Origin of the sequence: Enterobacter cloacae complex sp. SHL009, from assembly GCF_049237205.1 — a bacterium.
GTDB lineage: Bacteria > Pseudomonadota > Gammaproteobacteria > Enterobacterales > Enterobacteriaceae > Enterobacter > Enterobacter cloacae_M.
Genome location: NZ_JBMKIW010000002.1, coordinates 29,769 through 52,194 on the forward strand (window position 1 = coordinate 29,769; position 22,426 = coordinate 52,194).

General features: G+C 57.0%; 18 protein-coding genes. 15 read left to right on the forward strand and 3 right to left on the reverse strand.

Annotated features, from left to right (window positions below):
• Positions 1–270: 270 nt before the first annotated feature.
• Positions 271–1,410 carry a tRNA epoxyqueuosine(34) reductase QueG gene (gene queG, locus ACOTZC_RS06625; protein WP_032662410.1) on the reverse strand — a complete coding sequence of 380 codons (1,140 nt, stop codon included), beginning with the start codon at positions 1,408–1,410 and terminating at the stop codon, positions 271–273.
• Here queG and nnr point away from each other — a divergent pair.
• The 14 genes from nnr (at position 1,409) to rlmB (ending at position 17,189) form a co-directional block, all read left to right on the forward strand.
• Positions 1,409–2,932, forward strand: coding sequence for a bifunctional ADP-dependent NAD(P)H-hydrate dehydratase/NAD(P)H-hydrate epimerase (gene nnr, locus ACOTZC_RS06630; protein ID WP_174259496.1), 1,524 nt, complete (start codon positions 1,409–1,411; stop codon positions 2,930–2,932). The two genes, queG and nnr, sit on opposite strands and share 2 nt — an antisense overlap.
• Positions 2,925–3,386 (forward strand): tRNA (adenosine(37)-N6)-threonylcarbamoyltransferase complex ATPase subunit type 1 TsaE, encoded by a 462-nt coding sequence (gene tsaE, locus ACOTZC_RS06635; RefSeq protein ID WP_013095283.1) that lies wholly within the window; start codon positions 2,925–2,927, stop codon positions 3,384–3,386. The genes nnr and tsaE overlap by 8 nt, the downstream gene beginning before the upstream one ends.
• Positions 3,387–3,402: 16 nt before the next feature.
• A complete protein-coding gene (amiB, locus tag ACOTZC_RS06640; protein ID WP_163354262.1) occupies positions 3,403–4,743 on the forward strand; it encodes an N-acetylmuramoyl-L-alanine amidase AmiB in 1,341 nt (446 codons plus the stop codon).
• A 9-nt stretch (positions 4,744–4,752) separates the two neighbouring features.
• Positions 4,753–6,597, forward strand: coding sequence for a DNA mismatch repair endonuclease MutL (gene mutL / locus ACOTZC_RS06645; protein ID WP_421635684.1), 1,845 nt, complete (start codon positions 4,753–4,755; stop codon positions 6,595–6,597).
• Positions 6,590–7,540, forward strand: a complete 951-nt coding sequence (miaA, locus tag ACOTZC_RS06650; RefSeq protein ID WP_023310135.1) for a tRNA (adenosine(37)-N6)-dimethylallyltransferase MiaA — start codon at positions 6,590–6,592, stop codon at positions 7,538–7,540. The genes mutL and miaA overlap by 8 nt, the downstream gene beginning before the upstream one ends.
• Positions 7,541–7,625: 85 nt before the next feature.
• Positions 7,626–7,937 carry an RNA chaperone Hfq gene (hfq, locus tag ACOTZC_RS06655; RefSeq protein WP_008502919.1) on the forward strand — a complete coding sequence of 104 codons (312 nt, stop codon included), beginning with the start codon at positions 7,626–7,628 and terminating at the stop codon, positions 7,935–7,937.
• 74 nt (positions 7,938–8,011) lie between these two features.
• Positions 8,012–9,292: a ribosome rescue GTPase HflX gene (gene hflX / locus ACOTZC_RS06660; RefSeq protein WP_023310136.1), complete on the forward strand. Its 1,281-nt coding sequence runs from the start codon at positions 8,012–8,014 to the stop codon at positions 9,290–9,292.
• Between the two features lie 56 nt (positions 9,293–9,348).
• A complete protein-coding gene (hflK, locus tag ACOTZC_RS06665; protein WP_045402256.1) occupies positions 9,349–10,608 on the forward strand; it encodes an FtsH protease activity modulator HflK in 1,260 nt (419 codons plus the stop codon).
• Between the two features lie 2 nt (positions 10,609–10,610).
• The gene (gene hflC, locus ACOTZC_RS06670; protein ID WP_023334250.1) at positions 10,611–11,615 is read left to right on the forward strand and encodes a protease modulator HflC; all 1,005 of its coding nucleotides are present in this window, start codon (positions 10,611–10,613) and stop codon (positions 11,613–11,615) included.
• Positions 11,616–11,686: 71 nt separating this feature from the next.
• A complete protein-coding gene (locus ACOTZC_RS06675; RefSeq protein WP_003855996.1) occupies positions 11,687–11,884 on the forward strand; it encodes a DUF2065 domain-containing protein in 198 nt (65 codons plus the stop codon).
• Between the two features lie 104 nt (positions 11,885–11,988).
• Complete coding sequence (locus ACOTZC_RS06680; protein WP_421635713.1) at positions 11,989–13,287, forward strand: adenylosuccinate synthase; 1,299 nt, start codon at positions 11,989–11,991, stop codon at positions 13,285–13,287.
• A gap of 192 nt (positions 13,288–13,479) precedes the next feature.
• On the forward strand, positions 13,480–13,905 hold the full coding sequence (nsrR, locus tag ACOTZC_RS06685) for a nitric oxide-sensing transcriptional repressor NsrR (RefSeq protein WP_126303721.1): 426 nt from the start codon (positions 13,480–13,482) through the stop codon (positions 13,903–13,905).
• A gap of 38 nt (positions 13,906–13,943) precedes the next feature.
• Positions 13,944–16,388 (forward strand): ribonuclease R, encoded by a 2,445-nt coding sequence (gene rnr / locus ACOTZC_RS06690; RefSeq protein WP_023310140.1) that lies wholly within the window; start codon positions 13,944–13,946, stop codon positions 16,386–16,388.
• A 66-nt stretch (positions 16,389–16,454) separates the two neighbouring features.
• Positions 16,455–17,189 carry a 23S rRNA (guanosine(2251)-2'-O)-methyltransferase RlmB gene (gene rlmB / locus ACOTZC_RS06695; RefSeq protein WP_028015258.1) on the forward strand — a complete coding sequence of 245 codons (735 nt, stop codon included), beginning with the start codon at positions 16,455–16,457 and terminating at the stop codon, positions 17,187–17,189.
• A gap of 78 nt (positions 17,190–17,267) precedes the next feature.
• On the opposite strand, the gene ACOTZC_RS06700 is transcribed toward rlmB, so the two are convergent.
• Positions 17,268–18,542: an MFS transporter gene (locus ACOTZC_RS06700; RefSeq protein WP_023310141.1), complete on the reverse strand. Its 1,275-nt coding sequence runs from the start codon at positions 18,540–18,542 to the stop codon at positions 17,268–17,270.
• Positions 18,543–18,734: 192 nt separating this feature from the next.
• On the opposite strand from ACOTZC_RS06700, the gene ACOTZC_RS06705 reads away from it, so the two are divergent.
• Positions 18,735–20,357: an isovaleryl-CoA dehydrogenase gene (locus ACOTZC_RS06705; protein WP_126303719.1), complete on the forward strand. Its 1,623-nt coding sequence runs from the start codon at positions 18,735–18,737 to the stop codon at positions 20,355–20,357.
• On the opposite strand, the gene ACOTZC_RS06710 is transcribed toward ACOTZC_RS06705, so the two are convergent.
• Positions 20,354–22,285 carry a methyl-accepting chemotaxis protein gene (locus ACOTZC_RS06710; protein WP_421635685.1) on the reverse strand — a complete coding sequence of 644 codons (1,932 nt, stop codon included), beginning with the start codon at positions 22,283–22,285 and terminating at the stop codon, positions 20,354–20,356. The genes ACOTZC_RS06705 and ACOTZC_RS06710 overlap by 4 nt on opposite strands.
• Positions 22,286–22,426: the final 141 nt, after the last annotated feature.

A 22,426-nucleotide genomic window follows, 5' to 3' on the forward strand; every position in this document is an offset into this window, starting at 1 on the left:
AATTCTTCTTAATCTCTAAAATATCCACAGCGAAAAGAGTCGTTGGGGACGTTTTCTATTGTCTCTGAAATACTATTGTGAACAGAGTTATCCACAGAAACTACGCTTAACCGTAACAGGGTTAAAGCTTAGCAGGGTGAATAATATCTTTGTAACGTGCTGTATTTATTGAATAAATTTTCATTTCAAAATGTTATTGAGATCACTTGACCTCTTCTCCAACCCAGATGGCGCTTGAGTTTGTAATTTTATTCACAGGCTGTGAATAGTTCAGGCATCCCGCGGAAGCCCTTTTTCAATCACCCGCACCAGACGCTGTTTCTTCGGTAGCTGCACCTCGATCGCGCAGGCATTACGCTTCTCTATTTGCTGCGCAATCGCCCATTCTATGTGCTCATCAAGAAGTGGGTGCTCACCTCTACGGCTTTCAAGCGCCCGTATATTGGCTTCATCCCACGGGGCATTACCCAGCGCGACGGCAACATTACGCAGCCAGCGCAGATGACCGATACGGCGAATGGCCGAACCTTCCGTCACTTTCAGGAACCAGGCTTCGGTCCAGGCGAATAGCTCAACGAGCTGAGGCGCATGCAGCGCCTTACGCGGGCTGAAATCCTCTTCGTCCGTGAGCTGCGAATAGCGGTTCCACGGGCAGATCAGCTGGCAGTCGTCGCAGCCGTAGATGCGGTTGCCAATAAGCGGTCGAAATTCCTCTGGAATGGCTCCTTCCAGTTCGATAGTGAGGTAGGAGATGCAGCGGCGCGCATCAACGGTGTAAGGCTCGACGATGGCACCCGTCGGACAGATGGTCATGCAGGCCACGCAGCGTCCGCAGCCTTCCTCTACCGGGCCGTCTACCGGCAGCGGTAAATCAATCAGCAGTTCACCCAGGAAGAAGAACGAACCGGCGTCGCGGCTGAGGATAAGTGAGTGCTTACCTGTCCAGCCAAGCCCGGCTTTTTCGGCGATCGGGCGCTCAAGAATAGGCGCAGAATCGACAAAGGGTCTAAAATTCAGCGAAACACAGTGCTGCTGAATAGTTTCCCCGAGTTTTTTTAAACGGTTACGCAAGAGCTTATGGTAATCACGTCCCAGGGCGTACCGGCTGACGTAACCCAGAGAGGGATTTTTTAGCGTGCGCGCAAAGGCCGCGTTGGCAGGCAGATAGTTCATGCGCACGCTGATGACGCGTAATGTGCCCGGCAAAAGCTCGTGAGGGCGGGCGCGCATCATGCCATGACGCGCCATCCACTCCATTTCGCCGTGGTATTGTTTGTCCAGCCATGCCTGCAGTTTTGGCTCGCTGGCGGAGAGGTCGGTATCGGTAATGCCCACCTTCTGGAAGCCAAGCTCAGCACCCCACTGTTTTATTTTTTGCGCTAATTCATTGAGATCGAGGGGCTGTGACATGACGGACCATACGGTGAAGAAAAACCCCGCAAGTATACCACATTCCATCTGGCATGCGGATGACCTCCGGCGCGCCGAAAAAGAGGCCGCAGACAGCCTCGGGATTACCCTTTATGAACTGATGCTGCGTGCGGGTGAGGCGGCGTTTAACGTTGCCCGCAGCGCGTACCCTCATGCCGCCCACTGGCTGATTCTGTGCGGTCACGGCAATAACGGCGGCGATGGCTACGTCGTTGCCCGTCTCGCGGTTGCGGCAGGTATCCGCGTGACGTTGCTGGCCCAGGAGAGTGATAAACCGCTGCCGGAAGAGGCCAGCGCGGCGCGGGAGGCGTGGCTTAACGCAGGCGGTGTGATTCATGCGCCTGATATCGTCTGGCCGGAAGAGGTGGATCTGATTGTTGACGGTCTGCTGGGTACCGGGCTACGCAGTGCGCCTCGCGAGAACATTGCCGCGCTTATTGAACACGCTAACAGACATTCCGCGCCGGTCGTCGCCCTGGATATTCCCTCAGGCCTGATTGCACAAACCGGCGCGACGCCGGGAGCGGTCATTGAGGCTGCACATACGGTGACCTTCATCGCCCTCAAGCCGGGGCTACTGACCGGTAAAGCGCGGGATGTGGTCGGCATGTTGCACCACCATGCGCTGGGGCTGGAGAGCTGGCTGGCCGGGCAGGAAACGCACCTCGCGCGTTTTGATGCATCCCAGCTTGCGGCGTGGCTCCCGCCGCGCCGGCCAACGTCCCATAAGGGCGATCACGGCAGGCTGGTGATTATTGGCGGCGATCGTGGTACAGCAGGTGCGATTCGCATGACCGGCGAAGCGGCTCTGCGCTGCGGTGCCGGATTAGTGCGAGTACTCACTCGCATTGAGAATATAGCGCCGATCGTTACAGCCCGACCGGAGCTGATGGTCCATGAGCTTACGCCTCAGTCGCTTGAAGAAAGCCTGGAATGGGCGGACGTGGTGGTGATTGGCCCGGGTCTTGGGCAGCAGGCATGGGGTAAACAGGCCCTGCAAAAGGTCGAGAATTTTCGTAAACCGATGCTGTGGGATGCCGACGCGCTTAACCTTCTGGCAATAAACCCGGATAAGCGTCACAATCGCATTCTGACGCCACACCCCGGCGAAGCCGCGCGCCTGCTTAACTGCAGCGTGGCAGAAATTGAAAGCGATCGCTTACTTTCTGCTCAGCGTCTGGTAAAACGTTACGGAGGTGTTGCTGTTTTGAAAGGGGCAGGAACCGTTATCGCCAGTGACGAGACGCAGGGCATTATTGATGCCGGAAATGCGGGTATGGCGAGCGGCGGCATGGGCGATGTGCTTTCCGGCATCATTGGCGCATTGCTTGGACAGAAACTTCCCCTTTATGATGCAGCCTGCGCGGGCTGCGTGGCCCACGGTGTCGCGGCGGATAAACTGGCCGCGCGTTACGGTACACGCGGCATGCTGGCCACCGATCTTTTTTGCACGCTGCGGCGTGTTGTTAACCCGGATGTGATTGACGTAGAAAATGACTAATCGAGCGATTCCTTTACCTGATGAACAAGCCACTTTAGAACTCGGCAAGCGCGTGGCGCAGGCCTGTCAGGGGGCAACCGTCATTTATCTGTATGGTGATTTAGGTGCGGGTAAAACCACCTTCAGCCGGGGTTTTTTGCAGGCGTTAGGGCATAACGGGAATGTGAAAAGCCCAACCTACACGCTGGTTGAACCGTACACCCTTGAAAATCTCATGGTGTATCACTTCGATTTATACCGCCTTGCGGATCCTGAGGAGCTGGAATTTATGGGGATCCGTGATTATTTTGCCAACGACGCCATTTGCCTGGTGGAGTGGCCGCAACAAGGTGCGGGTGTGCTGCCTGACCCGGATGTCGAAATTCACTTAGATTACCAGGCACAAGGGCGTGAGGCACGCATCAGTGCTGTTTCCTCATCAGGCAGTTCCTTACTGGCGCGACTGGCCGGTTAAGCGTAGGGATGACGGGATGATAAATCGCGTTAAAGGTTGGTTGTTGGCTGCCACCGTGCTGCTGTGCGCGCAGGCCGGGGCGGCAAACCTTTCAGATATTCAGGTATCAAACGGCGAAAGCCAGGCCCGGATCACGTTCAGCTTTATGGGCGATCCTGAATATGCGTTTTCACAGCCAGACAGCCACAGCGTGGCGCTGGATATCAAACAAACTGGCGTGATCCAGGGCCTACCGCTGCGGTTCAGCGGTAACAATCTGGTGAAAAGTATCCGTTCGGGAACGCCGCAGGATAGCCAGTCGTTACGCCTGGTGGTCGATCTGACCGAAAAGGGCAAAACGAAGGCGGTGAAGCAGCAAAACGGGGCGAACTATACGGTGGTGTTTACCATCAATGCCGACGCGCCGCCACCGCCTCCACCGCCGCCGGTCGTAGCGAAGCGCGTGGAAGAACCGGTGTATACGCCGCGTCCTTCTGAACCTGCACGTAATCCGTTTAAATCGCAGAACGACCGCATTACCGCGGCAACCAGCAGCAATACGGTGACGCGCCCTGCGGCCAGCGCGCGACGCGCGACGGTCAGCGGTGACAAAGTGATTATCGCCATTGATGCGGGTCACGGCGGGGAAGACCCCGGGGCGATTGGCCCTGGCGGCACGCGAGAGAAAAACGTCACTATCGCAATCGCGCGTAAACTGCGTTCGCTGCTCAATGACGACCCTATGTTTAAAGGCGTGTTGACCCGCGACGGGGACTACTTTATCTCCGTAATGGGACGCTCGGACGTGGCGCGTAAGCAAAACGCGAACTTCCTGGTCTCCATTCATGCGGACGCCGCACCGAATCGTAGCGCGACCGGCGCCTCGGTTTGGGTGCTGTCGAACCGTCGCGCTAACAGCGAAATGGCCAACTGGCTGGAAGAGCATGAGAAGCAGTCTGAACTGTTAGGCGGCGCGGGCGACGTGCTGGCGAACAGCCAGTCCGATCCGTACCTCAGCCAGGCGGTGCTGGATTTACAGTTCGGTCATTCTCAGCGCGTCGGGTATGATGTCGCCACTAACGTATTGAACCAGCTGCAAAGCGTTGGCGTGCTGCATAAACGCCGTCCGGAACATGCCAGCCTCGGCGTTCTGCGCTCGCCAGATATCCCGTCCATCCTTGTGGAGACGGGCTTCATCAGTAACAACGGTGAAGAGCGTCTGTTGGGAAGCGACAGCTATCAGCAGCAAATTGCCGAAGCGATTTATAAGGGTTTACGCAAATATTTTGAGGCGCATCCTCTGCAGTCTGCGCCACAGAGCGGCTCTGCCCAGACGGCCAGCGCAGTGCTGCCGGGTGAGATGACCGCGACCAACTAAGGAGAATTCATGCCGATTCAGGTTCTACCGCCGCAGCTCGCGAACCAAATCGCCGCCGGTGAGGTGGTGGAACGCCCTGCGTCGGTGGTGAAGGAGCTGGTGGAAAACAGCCTCGATGCGGGCGCAACCCGCATCGATATTGATATCGAACGCGGTGGCGCGAAGCTTATCCGCATTCGCGACAACGGCTGTGGCATTAAAAAAGAGGAGCTGGCGCTGGCGCTGGCTCGTCACGCCACCAGTAAAATCGCCTCTCTGGACGATCTGGAAGCGATTATTAGCCTCGGTTTTCGCGGCGAAGCGCTGGCCAGTATCAGCTCCGTTTCGCGCTTAACGCTGACCTCCCGTACCGCTGAACAGCAGGAAGCCTGGCAGGCTTACGCCGAAGGGCGCGATATGGATGTGACGGTCAAACCCGCGGCGCACCCTGTCGGCACGACGCTGGAAGTCCTGGATCTGTTCTACAACACCCCCGCCCGACGCAAGTTTATGCGTACCGAGAAGACCGAGTTCGGCCATATCGACGAGATCATTCGCCGTATTGCGCTGGCCCGTTTCGATGTCACTATTAATCTCAGCCATAACGGCAAGGTGATGCGCCAGTACCGTGCGGTGGCTGAAGGCGGACAGAAAGAGCGTCGTTTGGGGGCGATCTGCGGTATGCCGTTCCTGGAACAGGCTCTGGCCATTGAGTGGCAGCACGGCGATCTGGCTTTACGCGGCTGGGTTGCCGATCCAAACGCGAGCAGTGCTGCGTTCTCTGAAATTCAGTATTGCTACGTGAACGGCCGCATGATGCGCGACCGTCTCATCAATCACGCGATTCGCCAGGCCTGCGAAGACAAACTCGGGGCCGATCAGCAGCCTGCTTTCGTCCTTTATCTGGAAATCGATCCCCATCAGGTAGATGTAAACGTTCATCCAGCCAAGCATGAGGTGCGTTTCCACCAGTCGCGTCTGGTTCACGACTTCATTTATCAGGGCGTGGCCGCCGTGTTGCAGCAGCAGGCAGCGCCAACGCTGCCGCTGGAGAACGACGCCCCTGCACCGCGTCCGCTGCCGGAAAACCGTGTCGCGGCAGGCCGCAACCATTTTGCGGAGCCTGCCGTCGCGCGTGAACCTGAGGCCCCGCGTTTCTCCCCGGCAGGGAGCGCACCGCGGCCAACGGGCGCGAACTACCCGAATGCTCAGCCTGGCTATCAGAAGCAGCAGGGCGCGTTGTACCGCAAGCTGCTGGAAACACCTGCCGTGGAGCGTAAAGAGCACATTCCGCCCGCTCAGCCTTCTCTGGACGGCCATAGCCAGAGTTTTGGCCGGGTGCTGACGATTATCGCGCCCGATATGGCACTGCTTGAACGTGACGGCAAATTGATGCTTCTGGCACTGCCGGTCGCCGAACGCTGGCTCAAGCAGGTGCAGCTTACGCCAGGCGAAAATGCAGCCTGCGCGCAGCCGCTCTTAATTCCGGTTCGGCTGAAAATATCCCCTAATGAAACAAGGGTATTGCAGCGCGCAGAGCCGCAGCTGGCGCAAATGGGTATTGAAACTGTGCTCGAACCACAACATGTGACAATTCGTGCAGTGCCTTTACCCTTACGCCAACAAAATTTACAAAACTTGATTCCTGAACTGATAGGCTACCTGGCGCAGCAAACATCGTTTGATGCAGCCAACACCGCGCAGTGGATCGCCCGCCATCTGGCAAGCGAACACGCGCCGTGGAGTATGGCGCAGGCCATTAGCGTGCTGGCGGAGGTGGAACGCCTCTGTCCGCATCTGGTGAAAACGCCGCCGGGTGGGTTATTACAACCTGTTGATTTAAAAACGGCGATGAACGCCCTGAAACATGATTGACGCAAGTAAGGCGAGCCTGCCTAAGGCAATTTTTTTAATGGGCCCAACGGCCTCCGGCAAAACGGCGCTAGCCATTGAGTTGCGTAAAGTTTTGCCTGTAGAGTTGATTAGCGTCGACTCCGCCCTCATCTACCGAGGGATGGACATTGGCACGGCGAAGCCTGACGCAGAAGAGCTGCGTGCGGCACCGCACCGTTTGCTGGATATTCTCGACCCGGCTCAGGCGTACTCCGCAGCGGATTTCCGTCGGGATGCCTTAGCCGAGATGGCCGAGATAACGGCGGCGGGACGTATACCGCTGTTGGTTGGTGGAACCATGCTCTATTTCAAGGCGTTGCTGGAGGGGTTGTCACCTCTGCCATCCGCGGATCCGGAAATAAGAGCGAAAATTGAGCAGCAGGCGGCAGAGCAGGGTTGGGACGTTTTGCATCAGCAACTGGCGGAGATTGACCCGGTTGCAGCAGCACGGATCCATCCAAATGATCCGCAAAGGCTTTCCCGGGCACTGGAAGTTTTTTTCATTTCGGGTAAAACTTTAACGGAACTGACGCAAACGTCAGGAGACGCTCTGCCGTATCAGGTGCATCAGTTCGCCATCGCCCCGGCGAGCCGTGAACTGCTCCATCAGCGAATTGAGCAGCGTTTTCATCAGATGTTAGCTTCAGATTTTGAAGCAGAAGTGCGGGCGCTATTTGCCCGTGGAGATTTGCATACGGACATGCCTTCCATTCGTTGTGTGGGATACCGCCAGATGTGGTCGTATCTTGAAGGTGAGATTTCATACGATGAAATGGTTTATAGAGGTGTTTGCGCCACGAGACAGTTAGCGAAGCGCCAGATCACCTGGTTGCGCGGTTGGGAGGGTGTTCACTGGTTAGACAGTGAAAAACCGCAACAGGCGTTAAACGAAGTGATTGAGGTTGTTGGTGATATCGCTCACTGAATGTGTACAATTGAGACGTATCGTGCGCAATTTTTCAGAATCGCAAGGTTCTAAGTACAAAACAAGCATATAAGGAAAAGATAGAATGGCTAAGGGGCAATCTTTACAAGATCCGTTCCTGAACGCATTGCGTCGGGAACGTGTTCCAGTTTCTATTTATTTGGTGAATGGTATTAAGCTGCAAGGTCAGATTGAGTCTTTCGATCAGTTTGTGATTCTGTTGAAAAACACGGTCAGTCAGATGGTCTACAAGCACGCTATTTCTACTGTTGTTCCGTCCCGTCCGGTATCTCATCACAGCAATAACGCTGGCGGCGGCACTGGTAGTAACTACCATCATGGCAGCAACGCGCAGGGTTCTTCAACGCCGGCGCAGGACAGCGACGAGACCGAATAAGGTTTCGCACTGTTATCCACACGGGGAGCCAGGGATCCTGCGTTCCCCGCTGATCTTTTTAGAGAGGTTTACGCTTGTTTGACCGTTATGATGCCGGTGAGCAGGCGGTGCTGGTACACATCTATTTTTCGCAAGACAAAGATATGGAAGACCTCCAGGAGTTTGAATCTCTGGTCTCTTCCGCCGGTGTCGAAGCAATGCAGGTGATTACCGGTAGCCGTAAAGCGCCGCACCCAAAGTATTTTGTTGGTGAAGGTAAAGCAGTCGAAATTGCGGATGCCGTAAAAGCAACCGGCGCGTCAGTCGTGTTGTTTGATCATGCGCTGTCTCCAGCCCAGGAGCGCAACCTGGAAGCCCTTTGCGAATGCCGTGTTATCGATCGCACGGGTTTGATTTTAGATATTTTTGCTCAGCGTGCACGTACCCACGAAGGGAAACTGCAGGTTGAGCTGGCGCAGCTGCGCCATCTGGCAACGCGTCTGGTGCGTGGCTGGACACACCTTGAAAGACAAAAAGGCGGGATTGGTTTGCGCGGCCCGGGTGAAACCCAGCTGGAAACCGACCGTCGTTTGCTGCGTGGCCGAATTACCCAGATCCTTTCACGTCTGGAACGTGTAGAGAAACAGCGCGAACAGGGGCGTCGGGCGCGAACCAAAGCCGACATCCCGACGGTGTCGCTGGTGGGCTATACCAACGCCGGTAAATCCACCCTGTTTAACCAGATAACCGAGGCCCAGGTTTATGCCGCAGACCAGCTGTTTGCGACCCTGGACCCTACGCTGCGCCGTATTGACGTTGCAGACGTTGGTGAAACGGTGCTGGCGGATACCGTAGGGTTTATCCGCCACCTGCCGCATGACCTGGTGGCGGCGTTTAAAGCCACCCTGCAGGAGACGCGACAGGCGACTCTGCTGCTGCACGTGATTGATGCGGCAGACGTGCGCGTGCAGGAGAACATCGACGCGGTGAACGTGGTGCTCGAAGAGATCGACGCCCACGAGATCCCAACGCTGTTGGTCATGAATAAGATCGATATGCTGGACGATTTCGAACCGCGTATCGACAGAGATGAAGAAAACAAACCGATTCGGGTCTGGCTTTCTGCCCAGACCGGTATTGGTGTGCCACTGCTTTTCCAGGCTTTGACAGAACGTCTTTCCGGTGAGGTAGCTCAGCACACGCTGCGACTGCCGCCACAGGAAGGCAGGCTGCGCAGCCGGTTTTATCAGCTTCAGGCGATAGAAAAAGAGTGGATGGAGGATGACGGCAGCGTGGGGATGCAGGTGCGTATGCCGATCGTTGACTGGCGTCGCCTCTGTAAACAAGAACCTGCGCTGGTCGACTATATCGTCTGATCAGAAAGGGGATGCCTGAATAATTCGCCCTTGCATAACAAATATGGAGCATATACATGGCGTGGAATCAGCCCGGTAATAACGGACAAGACCGCGACCCGTGGGGAAGCAGCAAACCTGGCGGCAACTCTGAGGGAAATGGCAACAAAGGTGGTCGCGAGCAGGGGCCGCCGGATCTGGATGATATCTTCCGCAAACTGAGCAAGAAGCTTGGTGGCCTTGGCGGAGGAAAAGGTTCTGGCTCGGGTGGCAACTCCACTCAGAGTTCGCGCCCGCCAATGGGTGGCCGCGTAGTGGGCATCGTGGCCGCTGCGGTAGTCATCATCTGGGCAGCCAGCGGGTTCTACACCATTAAAGAAGCAGAACGCGGCGTAGTCACCCGTTTCGGTAAGTTCAGCCATCTGGTTGAGCCGGGTCTGAACTGGAAGCCAACCTTCATTGATGACGTGACCGCGGTAAACGTGGAATCGGTCCGTGAACTGGCCGCCTCCGGCGTGATGCTGACCTCTGACGAAAACGTGGTGCGCGTTGAGATGAACGTGCAGTACCGCGTGACCGATCCTGAGCGTTACCTGTTTAGCGTGACCAGCGCCGATGACAGCCTGCGTCAGGCGACTGACAGCGCCCTGCGTGGTGTCATCGGAAAATACACCATGGACCGTATCCTGACCGAAGGTCGTACCGTTATTCGTAGCGATACCCAGCGCGAGCTGGAAGAGACCATTCGTCCGTACAACATGGGGATTACCCTGCTGGACGTCAACTTCCAGGCTGCGCGTCCGCCGGAAGAGGTGAAAGCCGCATTTGACGATGCGATTGCTGCCCGTGAAAACGAACAGCAGTACATCCGTGAAGCAGAAGCGTACACCAACGAAGTTCAGCCACGCGCTAACGGTCAGGCGCAGCGTATTCTGGAAGAAGCGCGCGCGTATAAAACGCAGACCATCCTGGAAGCTCAGGGTGAAGTGGCCCGCTTCGCGAAGATCCTGCCGGAATATAAAGCGGCACCGGAAATTACCCGTGAGCGTCTCTATATCGAGACCATGGAAAAAGTGCTGAGCCACACCCGCAAAGTGTTGGTTAACGACAACAAAGGCGGAAACCTGATGGTTCTGCCGCTGGATCAGATGCTGAAAGGCGGTTCTGCACCAGCAGCGAAAGGCGACACCAGCGGCGCGAACAATCTGCTGCGTTTGCCGCCAGCCTCAACAGGCAGCGCCAGCACGAACACAACGCCTTCTTCGAACGATGGTGACATTATGGACCAACGCCGTGCTAACGCGCAGCGTAACGACTACCAGCGTCAGGGGGAATAAGGATGCGTAAGTCAGTTATTGCGATCATCGTCATCGTACTGGTCGCGCTTTATACCTCGATTTTTGTGGTGAAAGAAGGCGAGCGTGGGATTAAGTTCCAGTTCAGCAGCGTCGTGCGTGATGGCGACAAACGCCCGGTGATTTACGAGCCGGGTCTGCACTTCAAGGTGCCGTTCATTCAGTCCGTGAAAACGCTGGATGCACGTATCCAGACCATGGATAACCAGGCCGACCGTTTCGTGACCAAAGAGAAGAAAGACCTGATCGTTGATTCCTATATCAAATGGCGCATCAGCGATTTCAGCCGTTACTTCCTGGCAACGGGCGGCGGCGACGTTTCTCAGGCAGAAGTGCTGCTGAAACGTAAGTTCTCTGACCGTCTGCGTTCCGAGATTGGTCGTCTGGATGTGAAAGACATCGTGACCGACTCCCGTGGTCGTCTGACCCTGGAAGTTCGCGATGCGCTGAACTCCGGTACAGCGGGCACTGAAGATGAAGTTTCAACGCCGGCAGCAGATGATGCGATTGCCAAAGCGGCTGAACGCGTTCAGGCGGAGACCAATGGTAAAGTGCCGGTGATCAACCCGAACAGTATGGCTGCGCTGGGTATCGAAGTGGTTGACGTGCGTATCAAGCAGATCAACCTGCCGGTGGAAGTGTCCGAGGCGATTTACAACCGTATGCGCGCCGAGCGTGAAGCGGTAGCCCGTCGTCACCGTTCACAGGGCCAGGAAGAGGCTGAGAAGCTGCGTGCAGCAGCGGACTATGAAGTCACCAAGACGCTGGCGGAATCTGAGCGTCAGGGCCGTATCCTGCGCGGTGAAGGCGATGCCGAAGCGGCGAAGCTGTTTGCTGATGCCTTCAGCCAGGATCCTGACTTCTACGCCTTTATCCGTAGCCTGCGCGCTTACGAGAATAGCTTCCAGAGCAACCAGGATGTCATGGTGCTCAGCCCGGACAGCGATTTCTTCCGTTATATGAAGACGCCGACTAACGCAACGCGATAAACTCAGGCTCGTTTGAGTATTCAAACCACCGCTCTCAACGGAGCGGTGGTTTTCTTTTATAAGGAATAAAAATGAATTCAACGATCTGGCTCGCACTGGCCCTGGTCCTGGTGCTGGAAGGTCTTGGACCGATGCTTTATCCGCGCGCCTGGCGCCGAATGATCGCCACGATGAGCCAGCTGCCGGATAATATTTTGCGTCGTTTTGGCGGCGGTCTTGTGGTTGCGGGCATCGTGATCTACTACATGTTGAGGAAAACGATTGGCTGATCAAAAAATAGGCACAATCGGCGTATTTTGAGGTCAAAAAGTGCTGTATATCTGAAAAAGCGATGGTAGAATCCATTTTTAAGCAAACGGTGATTTTGAAAAAAATGGGTAACAACGTCGTCGTACTGGGCACCCAATGGGGTGACGAAGGTAAAGGGAAGATTGTTGATCTTCTGACTGAACGGGCTAAATATGTTGTACGCTACCAGGGCGGTCACAACGCAGGCCATACTCTCGTAATCAACGGTGAAAAAACCGTCCTCCATCTTATTCCATCAGGCATTCTTCGCGAAAACGTCACCAGCATCATCGGTAACGGCGTTGTGCTGTCTCCTGCTGCGCTGATGAAAGAGATGAAAGGTCTGGAAGGCCGTGGTATCCCTGTTCGTGAGCGTCTGCTGCTCTCCGAAGCCTGCCCGCTGATTCTGGACTATCACGTGGCGCTGGACGTAGCGCGTGAGAAAGCGCGCGGCGCGAAAGCGATCGGCACCACCGGTCGTGGTATCGGCCCGGCTTACGAAGATAAAGTTGCACGTCGCGGTCTGCGCGTGGGCGACCTCTTCGACAAAGCAACCTTCGCTGAAAAACTGAAAGAAGTGATGGAATATCACAACTTCCAGCTGGTGAACTTCTACAAAGCTGACGCTGTTGACTACCAGAAAGTGCTGGATGACGTCATGGCGATCGCTGACATTCTGACCGGTATGGTTGTTGATGTGTCCGATCTGCTGGACCAGGCGCGCAAGCGTGGCGATTTCGTCATGTTCGAAGGTGCGCAGGGTACGCTGCTGGACATCGACCACGGTACCTATCCGTACGTCACCTCCTCTAACACCACCGCGGGTGGCGTGGCGACCGGCTCTGGCCTGGGGCCACGTTATGTGGATTACGTACTGGGCATCATCAAAGCGTACTCCACTCGCGTGGGTGCGGGTCCATTCCCGACCGAACTGTTTGATGAAACCGGCGAGTTCCTGTGCAAGCAGGGTAACGAGTTTGGCGCGACCACCGGTCGCCGTCGTCGTACCGGCTGGCTGGATGCGGTTGCCGTGCGTCGTGCAGTGCAGATCAACTCCCTGTCTGGCTTCTGCCTGACCAAGCTTGACGTACTGGACGGCCTGAAAGAAGTGAAAATCTGCGTCGGCTACCGTATGCCAGATGGCCGCGAAGTGACCACCACTCCGCTGGCTGCTGACGACTGGGAAGGCATTGAGCCAATCTACGAAACCATGCCGGGCTGGTCTGAGACCACCTTCGGTGTGAAAGAGCGTAGCGGCCTGCCGCAGGCGGCGCTGGATTACATCAAGCGCATTGAAGAACTGACCGAAGTGCCGATCGATATTATTTCTACCGGCCCGGACCGTACTGAAACGATGATTCTGCGCGATCCGTTCGACGCATAATCTTCGTGACTGCTGGCCTGCGGGGAGACCCGTAGGCCGGATAAGCGTAGCGCCATCCGGCGACCGCTCCTGGATCTCCGCTTTTTCGCCCCGTCTGTCAAATAAATTAGCCGCTAACTATCTGGCTGGTTTATCATCATTAATGAATATCTCTGCGGTTTGTCCGCGATTTCCCTTTTTCCTGAGGTTGATGTGCAGTTAACAAGTTTCACCGATTACGGCTTACGTGCGCTGATTTACATGGCGTCGTTACCCGATGGGAAGATGACCAATATCTCTGAAGTTACAGAGGTCTACGGCGTATCCCGTAATCATATGGTCAAAATAATCAATCAACTTAGTCGTGCCGGATACGTTGCTGCCGTCCGCGGGAAGAATGGTGGGATCCGTCTCGGTAAACCGGCACAGAGTATTCGTGTTGGCGATGTGGTACGTGAACTGGAGCCGCTGTCTCTGGTGAACTGCAGCAGCGAGTTCTGCCACATCACGCCCGCTTGCCGCCTGAAAAAGGCGCTTTCAAAGGCCGTGCAAAGTTTTCTCATGGAACTGGATAACTACACGCTGGCCGATTTGGTTGAAGAGAATCAACCGCTTTATAAATTATTGCTGGTGGAATGAAGAAAATTTCCACCGGAGCTGACAACGGAGGAACCGACATGTCACATGATCCTTTCCAGGAACGCGAAGCCGAAAAATACGCGAATCCTATTCCCAGCCGCGAGTTCATCATTGAACACTTAACAAAACGCGAAAAACCCGCCAATCGTGAAGAACTTGCTGTTGAATTAAACATTGAAGGTGAAGAGCAAATTGAAGCCCTTCGCCGCCGCCTGCGCGCGATGGAGCGCGACGGGCAACTGGTCTTTACCCGCCGCCAGTGCTACGCGCTGCCAGAACGTCTCGATCTGCTGAAAGGGACCGTCATTGGTCACCGCGATGGCTTCGGCTTCCTGCGCGTGGAAGGCCGTAAAGACGATCTGTACCTCTCATCTGAACAGATGAAAATGTGCATCCACGGCGATCAGATCCTGGCGCAGCCGCTGGGAGCTGACCGTAAAGGTCGCCGCGAAGCGCGCGTGGTACGCGTTCTGGTGCCAAAAACCAGCCAGATCGTCGGCCGCTACTTTACCGACGCGGGCGTGGGCTTCGTGGTGCCGGACGACAGCCGTCTGAGCTTCGACATCCTCATCCCACCTGAAGAGGTGATGGGTGCCCGCATGGGCTTTGTGGTGGTGGTGGAACTCACCCAGCGCCCAACCCGTCGCACCAAAGCGGTAGGTAAAATCGTCGAAGTGCTTGGCGATAACATGGGCACCACGATGGCCGTTGATATGGCATTGCGCACCCATGAAATTCCGTACATCTGGCCGAAAGCGGTTGAAGATCAGATCGAAAGCCTGCGCGAAGAAGTGCCGGAAGAGTCCAAAGTGGGCCGCGTGGATCTGCGCTCCCTGCCGCTGGTCACTATTGATGGCGAAGACGCCCGCGACTTTGATGACGCCGTATACTGTGAGAAAAAACGCGGCGGTGGCTGGCGCCTGTGGGTCGCTATTGCAGACGTAAGCTATTACGTCCGTCCGCACACCCCGCTGGATAACGAAGCCCGCAGCCGCGGTACGTCGGTCTACTTCCCGTCCCAGGTCGTGCCGATGCTGCCGGAAGTGCTGTCTAACGGCCTGTGCTCCCTGAACCCGCAGGTTGACCGCCTCTGTATGGTTTGCGAGATGACCATCTCCACCAAAGGGCGCTTAACCGGCTACAAGTTCTACGAAGCGGTGATGAGCTCGCACGCGCGTCTGACCTATACCAAGGTCTGGCATATGCTGCAGGGCGACCAGGATCTGCGCGAACAGTACGCGCCGCTGGTCAAACATATCGAAGAGCTGCATAACCTCTACAAAACGCTGGATCAGGCGCGCGAAGAGCGCGGCGGGATCTCGTTTGAGAGCGAAGAAGCGAAATTCATCTTCAACGCCGAACGCCGCATTGAGCGTATCGAGCAGACCCAGCGTAACGACGCGCACAAGCTGATCGAAGAGTGTATGATCCTGGCGAATATCTCGGCGGCACGTTTCGTCGAGAAAGCCAAAGAGCCAGCGCTGTTCCGTATTCACGATAAGCCGACCACGGAAGCCATTACGTCGTTCCGCTCCGTGCTGGCTGAACTGGGTCTGGAACTGCCTGGAGGCAACAAGCCAGAGCCGCGCGATTACGCCGAGCTGCTGGAGTCCATTGGCGACCGTCCTGACGCAGAAATGCTGCAGACTATGCTGCTGCGCTCCATGAAGCAGGCGATTTACGATCCGGAAAACCGCGGACACTTCGGCCTGGCGCTGCAGTCTTACGCCCACTTCACCTCGCCGATCCGTCGTTATCCTGACCTCTCTCTACACCGTGCGATCAAGTATCTGCTGGCGCAGGAGCAGGGCCATAAAGGGAACACCACCGAAACCGGTGGCTACCACTATTCGATGGAAGAGATGCTGCAGCTGGGTCAGCACTGCTCCATGGCCGAACGTCGTGCCGATGAAGCAACACGCGACGTGGCGGACTGGCTGAAGTGTGACTTTATGCTCGATCAGGTCGGTAACGTCTTCAAAGGCGTGATTGCCAGCGTGACCGGCTTTGGTTTCTTCGTTCGTCTGGACGAGCTGTTCATCGACGGTCTGGTGCACGTCTCCAGCCTGGATAACGACTACTACCGCTTCGACCAGGTCGGCCAGCGCCTGATTGGCGAATCTGGCGGCCAGACGTATCGTCTGGGCGACCGTGTGGAAGTGAAGGTCGAAGCCGTGAATATGGACGACCGTAAGATCGACTTCAGCCTGATCTCCAGCGAGCGCGCGCCGCGTAACGTCGGTAAAACCGAGCGTGAAAGGGCGAAAAAAACCGGTAACGGTAAACCGGGCGGCGGTAAACGTCGTCAGGCGGGCAAGAAGGTAAACTTCGAGCCGGACAGCGCGTTCCGCGGCGAGAAGAAACAGAAGCCGAAGGCGGCGAAGAAAGAAGCCCGCTCAGCGAAAAAGCCTTCCGCGAAAACGCAGAAAATCGCTGCCGCCACCAAAGCGAAGCGCGCGGCCAAGAAAAAGCAGGCGGAGTAAATTCTCCCCTCAACCTGACCCTCTCCCCAACGGGGGGAGGGGAAATACTTATTACGAGAACCATCAATGAGTGAAATGATTTACGGCATCCACGCGGTGCAGGCCCTTCTCGAGCGCGCACCGGAGCGTTTTCAGGAAGTGTTTATTCTGAAAGGGCGTGAAGATAAGCGTCTGATGCCGCTGATCCACGCGCTGGAAGCGCAGGGCGTGGTGATTCAGCTGGCGAATCGCCAGTTCCTGGATGAGAAAAGCGAAGGCGCGGTCCACCAGGGGATCATTGCCCGCGTGAAGCCGGGTCGTCAGTATCAGGAAAACGATCTGCCGGATCTGATCGCCGAGCTGGAGAATCCGTTCTTCCTGATCCTCGACGGCGTAACCGATCCGCACAACCTCGGCGCGTGTCTGCGCAGCGCCGATGCGGCGGGCGTGCACGCGGTGATCGTGCCGAAAGATCGCTCCGCGCAGCTGAACGCGACGGCGAAGAAGGTGGCCTGCGGCGCGGCGGAAAACGTTCCGCTGATCCGCGTGACCAACCTCGCGCGCACCATGCGTCTGCTGCAGGAAGAGAACATCTGGATCGTTGGTACCGCCGGTGAAGCGGATCATACTCTGTACCAGAGCAAAATGACCGGCCGTCTGGCGCTGGTAATGGGGGCGGAAGGCGAAGGCATGCGTCGTCTGACCCGCGAGCACTGCGACGAGCTGATCAGCATCCCGATGGCGGGCAGCGTGTCGTCCCTGAACGTTTCCGTTGCAACGGGCATCTGCCTGTTTGAAGCGGTGCGTCAGCGCGGAGAATAAACAGCAAGGCCGTCCACAGGACGGCCTTTTGTGTTTTATCCCTCTCCCCGTGGGAGAGGGCACCAGACGTTGACAACCTCACTCCTCTAACGACCGCAAATGGTCATCCTTCCTCAGCGTCATCAGCGCGAAAATACTCACTACCGCCGTTGCCATCACGTAATACGCCGGAATATCCAGGTTGCCCGTCTGCTTAATCAGCCCGGTAATGATTAGCCCTGCGCATCCCGAGAAAATCGCGTTCGACAACGAGTAGGCCAGCCCCAGCCCCGTATAGCGCACGCGCGTCGGGAACATCTCAGACAGCATCGCCGGGCCCGGCCCCGCCAGCATGCCCACCAGACCGCCCGCAATCAACACCACACCAGCCTTCACCGCCAGCGTACTCGACTCCGCCTGCAGGATTTTCAGCAGCGGCAGGGCGAGGATCAGCAGCAGCGCGGTGGCGATAATCATCACCGTGCGGCGGCCGATCCGGTCGCTCAGGATCCCCGACGGAATGATGGTCAGCGCAAAACCAATATTCGAAATCACCGCTATCAACAGCGCCTGGTTAAACCCGGTGTGCAGCGCCGACTGAAGATAGGTCGGCATAATCACCAGGTAGGTGTACCCCGCCGCAGACCAGACCATTACGCGCCCAATCCCCATCACGATGGCCCGGAGCGTAGCGGCAGTATCCGCCTGAGCGACAGCCGGTTTATCCTGCTGCTGCACAAAGCTGGGCGTCTCCTCCATGCTGACGCGAAGCCACAGCGCCACAACGCCCATGGGCAGCGCCAGGAAGAACGGAATGCGCCAGCCCCACTCGTGCAGAGCTTCAGGCGTGAGAAGGGCGGAGAGCAGCGCCACGATGCCTGCGCCCGCTAACAGTCCCAGCGCCACGGTAAAGGACTGCCACGCGCCATAGAGCCCACGCTTGCCGCGCGGGGCGAACTCCGTCATCAGCGAGACCGCACCGCCGTACTCGCCGCCCGCGAACAGCCCCTGCAGGATGCGCAGCAGCGTAATAATCAGCGGCGCGGCAATTCCGATGCTGGCGTAGACCGGGACAATGCCGATGGCGGCGGTAGCGAGCGTCATCAGTACCAGCACGATGATTAGCGTCGGCTTACGGCCAATCCGGTCGCCGATGCGGCCAAACACCACCGCACCCAGCGGGCGGAAGAAGAAGGCGATGGCAAACGAGGCGTAGGTGAGGATCAGGCTGGTCAGCCCCGCCTCTCCTTCAAGCTGGAAGAAGTTTTTCGCAATCACGGTCGCCAGAAAACCGTAGACCGCAAACTCATACCACTCGATAAAGTTACCAATGGAGCCTGCAATTAATGCTCGCTTGTGCGCGTCCGGTTGCATAACGATCCTCACTTAAGGTGTGAGAATAAATTATTCAACAAAAGCGGATGTATGAAATAGTTTATTCTTATGTTCTGTGAGCTATTTCACGAATGATATCAGCGGGATCGTGAACGTGTGACTCCCCTCCCATGCAGCGCGTGCGCGGTCTGTCCATACTTATCGTCATTGCCACTGAAGGAGGGAGACAGCATGCACTGGCAGACCCACACCGTTTTCAATCAACCTGCACCGCTTTCCAACAGCAACCTTTTCCTCTCGGACTGCGCCCTGCGCGATGCGGTCGCGCGTGAAGGGGCCGAGTGGGATATCGAACTCCTCGCCAGCATTGGCCAGCAGCTGGGTACGGCGGAATCACTGGAGCTGGGCAGGCTGGCAAACGTTAATCCGCCCGAGCTGTTACGCTATGACGCCACGGGCGAGCGGCTGGACGACGTGCGTTTTCATCCGGCCTGGCATCTGCTGATGCAGGGGCTTTGCGCCAACCGCGTGCATAACCTGGCGTGGGAAGAGGAGGCGCGTAAAGGGGCGTTTGTCGCTCGGGCCGCGCGCTTTGTGCTGCATGCGCAGGTGGAGGCGGGCACGCTGTGCCCTGTCACCATGACGTTCGCCGCCACGCCGCTGCTGCAGCAGGCGCTCCCCAAAATATTTCACGACTGGCTGACACCGCTGCTCAGCGATCGCTACGATCCGCATCTGGCTCCCGGCGCGCAAAAGCGCGGCCTGCTGATCGGTATGGGGATGACGGAAAAGCAGGGCGGCTCGGACGTGCTCAGCAATACCACCAAAGCGGAAAAATGCAGCGACGGCAGCTACCGGCTGGTGGGGCATAAATGGTTTTTCTCCGTCCCGCAAAGCGATGCGCATCTGGTGCTGGCCCAGGCGAAGGGCGGACTATCCTGCTTTTTTGTGCCGCGCTTTTTGCCTGACGGACAGCGCAACGCCGTCCGGCTGGAGCGCCTCAAGGACAAGCTCGGGAACCGCTCCAACGCCAGCAGCGAGGTGGAGTTTCTTGATGCCTCCGGCTGGCTGCTGGGGGAAGAGGGCGAAGGGGTACGGCAGATCCTCAAAATGGGCGGTCTGACGCGCTTTGACTGCGTGCTGGGCAGCCACGGACTGATGCGTCGGGCGCTCTCGGTGGCGCTGTACCATGCCCATCAGCGTCAGACCTTCGGCAAAAACCTCATCGATCAGCCTTTAATGCGCGAGGTATTAAGCCGGATGGCGCTGGTGCTGGAGGGGCACACGGCGCTGCTGTTCCGCCTGGCCCGCGCGTGGGACAAGCGTGCCGATCCGCAAGAGGCCGCCTGGGCGCGGCTGTTTACCCCGGCGGCGAAATTTAGCGTCTGTAAAGCGGGCATCCCGTTTGTCGCGGAGGCGATGGAGGTGCTGGGCGGGATCGGATATTGCGAAGAGAGCGAACTTCCCCGCCTGTACCGCGAGATGCCGGTGAACAGCATCTGGGAAGGGTCAGGTAATATCATGTGTCTGGACGTGCTGCGCGTGCTGGCGAAGCAGCCGGGTATTCACGACCTGCTTGCCGACGAGTTTGCGCAGGTGAAAGGGCAGGACAGACACTTCGACCGCAGCTGGCGACAGCTTCAGCAAAAACTGCGTAAACCGCAGGAGGCGCAGGCGCGGGAGATCGCACAGCAGCTTTTCTTGCTGGGTGCCGGAAGCCAGATGCTGCGGCACGCATCGCCCCCGGTGGCGCAGGCGTGGTGCCGCATGATGCTGGATACCCGTGGCGGCACGCTGATGAGCGAGCAGGTGCAAAGCGACCTGCTGCTGCGTGCGACGGGCAGAGTCGGTTAGCCTTTTAGCTGGAACAGGCTCACCAGCTGAGTCAGGTGCGAACCCTTCTCGCGCAGCGTTTGGGCCGTTTGTTCGCTGCGTGAGATGCGATCGGCATTGATATGCGACGCTTCGCCAATATGGGTCATGGCGAGGTTCACCTGGCCGATCCCGGCGGACTGCTCGCGTGAGGCATGGTTAATCTCGGTGACCAGCTGGCTGATGTTATCGATATGAATGATGATGTCGTCCATCGCCAGGCGTGTTTGTTCAGACAGCGCATGACCCTCACTCACTTTTCTGAGCGTATCGCCAATCAGCTGTTCAATCTCCTTCACCGCGTTAGCGCTGCGTCCCGCCAGCGCGCGAACTTCCTGCGCGACTACCGCAAATCCTTTTCCGTGCTCGCCTGCGCGGGCGGCTTCCACTGCCGCATTCAGCGCCAGAATATTGGTCTGGAAAGCGATGGATTCGATCACGCGCGTGATGTCTTCGATGCGTTTTGACGCTTCGCGAATGTCGTCCATGGTCGACACCGCGTGGGTGACCGTCTCACCGCCCTGATGAACCGCAAGCGAGGTTTCACCCACCAGCTGCTGCGTTTGCTCCATGTTGGCGGCATTTTGCTGCACGGTGGCGGCCAGCTGCTCCATGCTGGCGGACGTCTCTTCCACGCAGCTGGCCTGCTTGTTGATCTGCTCTGAAATCTCGCCAGTGTCGGCGGCCAGCGCGTTGGTGCCCAAATGGATCTCGCCTGCGGCCTCACGAACCTGCAGCACAATTTTTTGCAGGCCGCCGCCGATGCCGTTGATAGCATCGATCAGCTGGCCGACTTCGTCCTGACGCGTCACGGGCAGGCTGGAGCGGAGATCCCCTGCGGCATATTGTCTGGCAAGATGGATTACGCTGCGCAGCGGTCGGGTCAGCACGCGGCGAATAATGACCACGAACAGGCCAGCAAAAAGGATGGATAAGACCACGCCGGCCAGCAGGAAGCGATCGCGCATGGCGGTAACGCTTGAGAGCAGCACCGATTTATCCACTTCGCCCACGATAGTCCAGTTCCAGCCCGGCAGCGGGGTATAGGCCATTTTCAGCGTCCGGCCGTCGTCGCTTGTACGCTCCAGCGTGCCGGGTTTGTCACTCAGAAGCTGTTGCTGCGTCGCTGCGTCCCACTTCGGCAGTTTTCCCTCTTCGCCGGCATGGAACAGGTATTGCCCGCGCGTTTTGCCGTTGCTGCGATCCAGCACGAAGAAGTGACCGCTCTCGCCCAGGCGGCGGTTGAGGATTTTCTCGCGCATGACGTTCCAGGAGTGGGTGATGTCCACCCCGACAAAGACGATCGCAATGACCTGCCCTTCGGCGTTTTTAACGGGCTGGTACTGGGTGATGTAGCGTTTGCCAAACAGCAGCGCCAGGCCGCGGTAGACTTCACCTTTGTTGACGGCAGCAAAGGCCGGGCTGGCGTTATCCAGAACGGTACCCATAGCGCGATCGCCGTTCTCTTTGCGCAGGGAAGTGGCTACGCGCACAAAGTCGTTACCGCTGCGTACAAACAGCGTCGAAATGGCGCCCGTACGGTTCAGGAACTCGTCCGAAAGGGTGTTATTTTCATGCAGCCCGGTTTCTCCGCCTTTCAGAAGCGGAACGCTAAGTCCGTTAATCGTCTGGGGTTGGGAATTATCAATGTTCAGGGGCTGCGGTAAAAAGGTGGTGAACAGACGGGTATAGCTCTCAACCTCTTCACTCAGGCTGGTATTAAACATCTGCACCATGTCGACCATGCCGGTGGACTGATTATGCAGATCTTCGACCGCAAGGGCTTCAAGCTGCTGGCTGGCTTTTTGGCTGAGCAGAAAAGTGAATAGCAGAAACAGCGTGGCGACACTGACGCCAGTCAGCAGCGAGAGTTTCGACCCCAGGCCCGCACGGCGAAAAAAGTTGATCATAAATTGCTCATCATTGAAAAGTTATGGTTCTTCAACGGCAGAGCGGGGATTACGTTTACTGTTTTAATGTAACAAAATGTTATTAAATTGTTTTTTATTGGTTTTATACAAGATAAAAAATTTGCAAAAACGAAAAGCCAC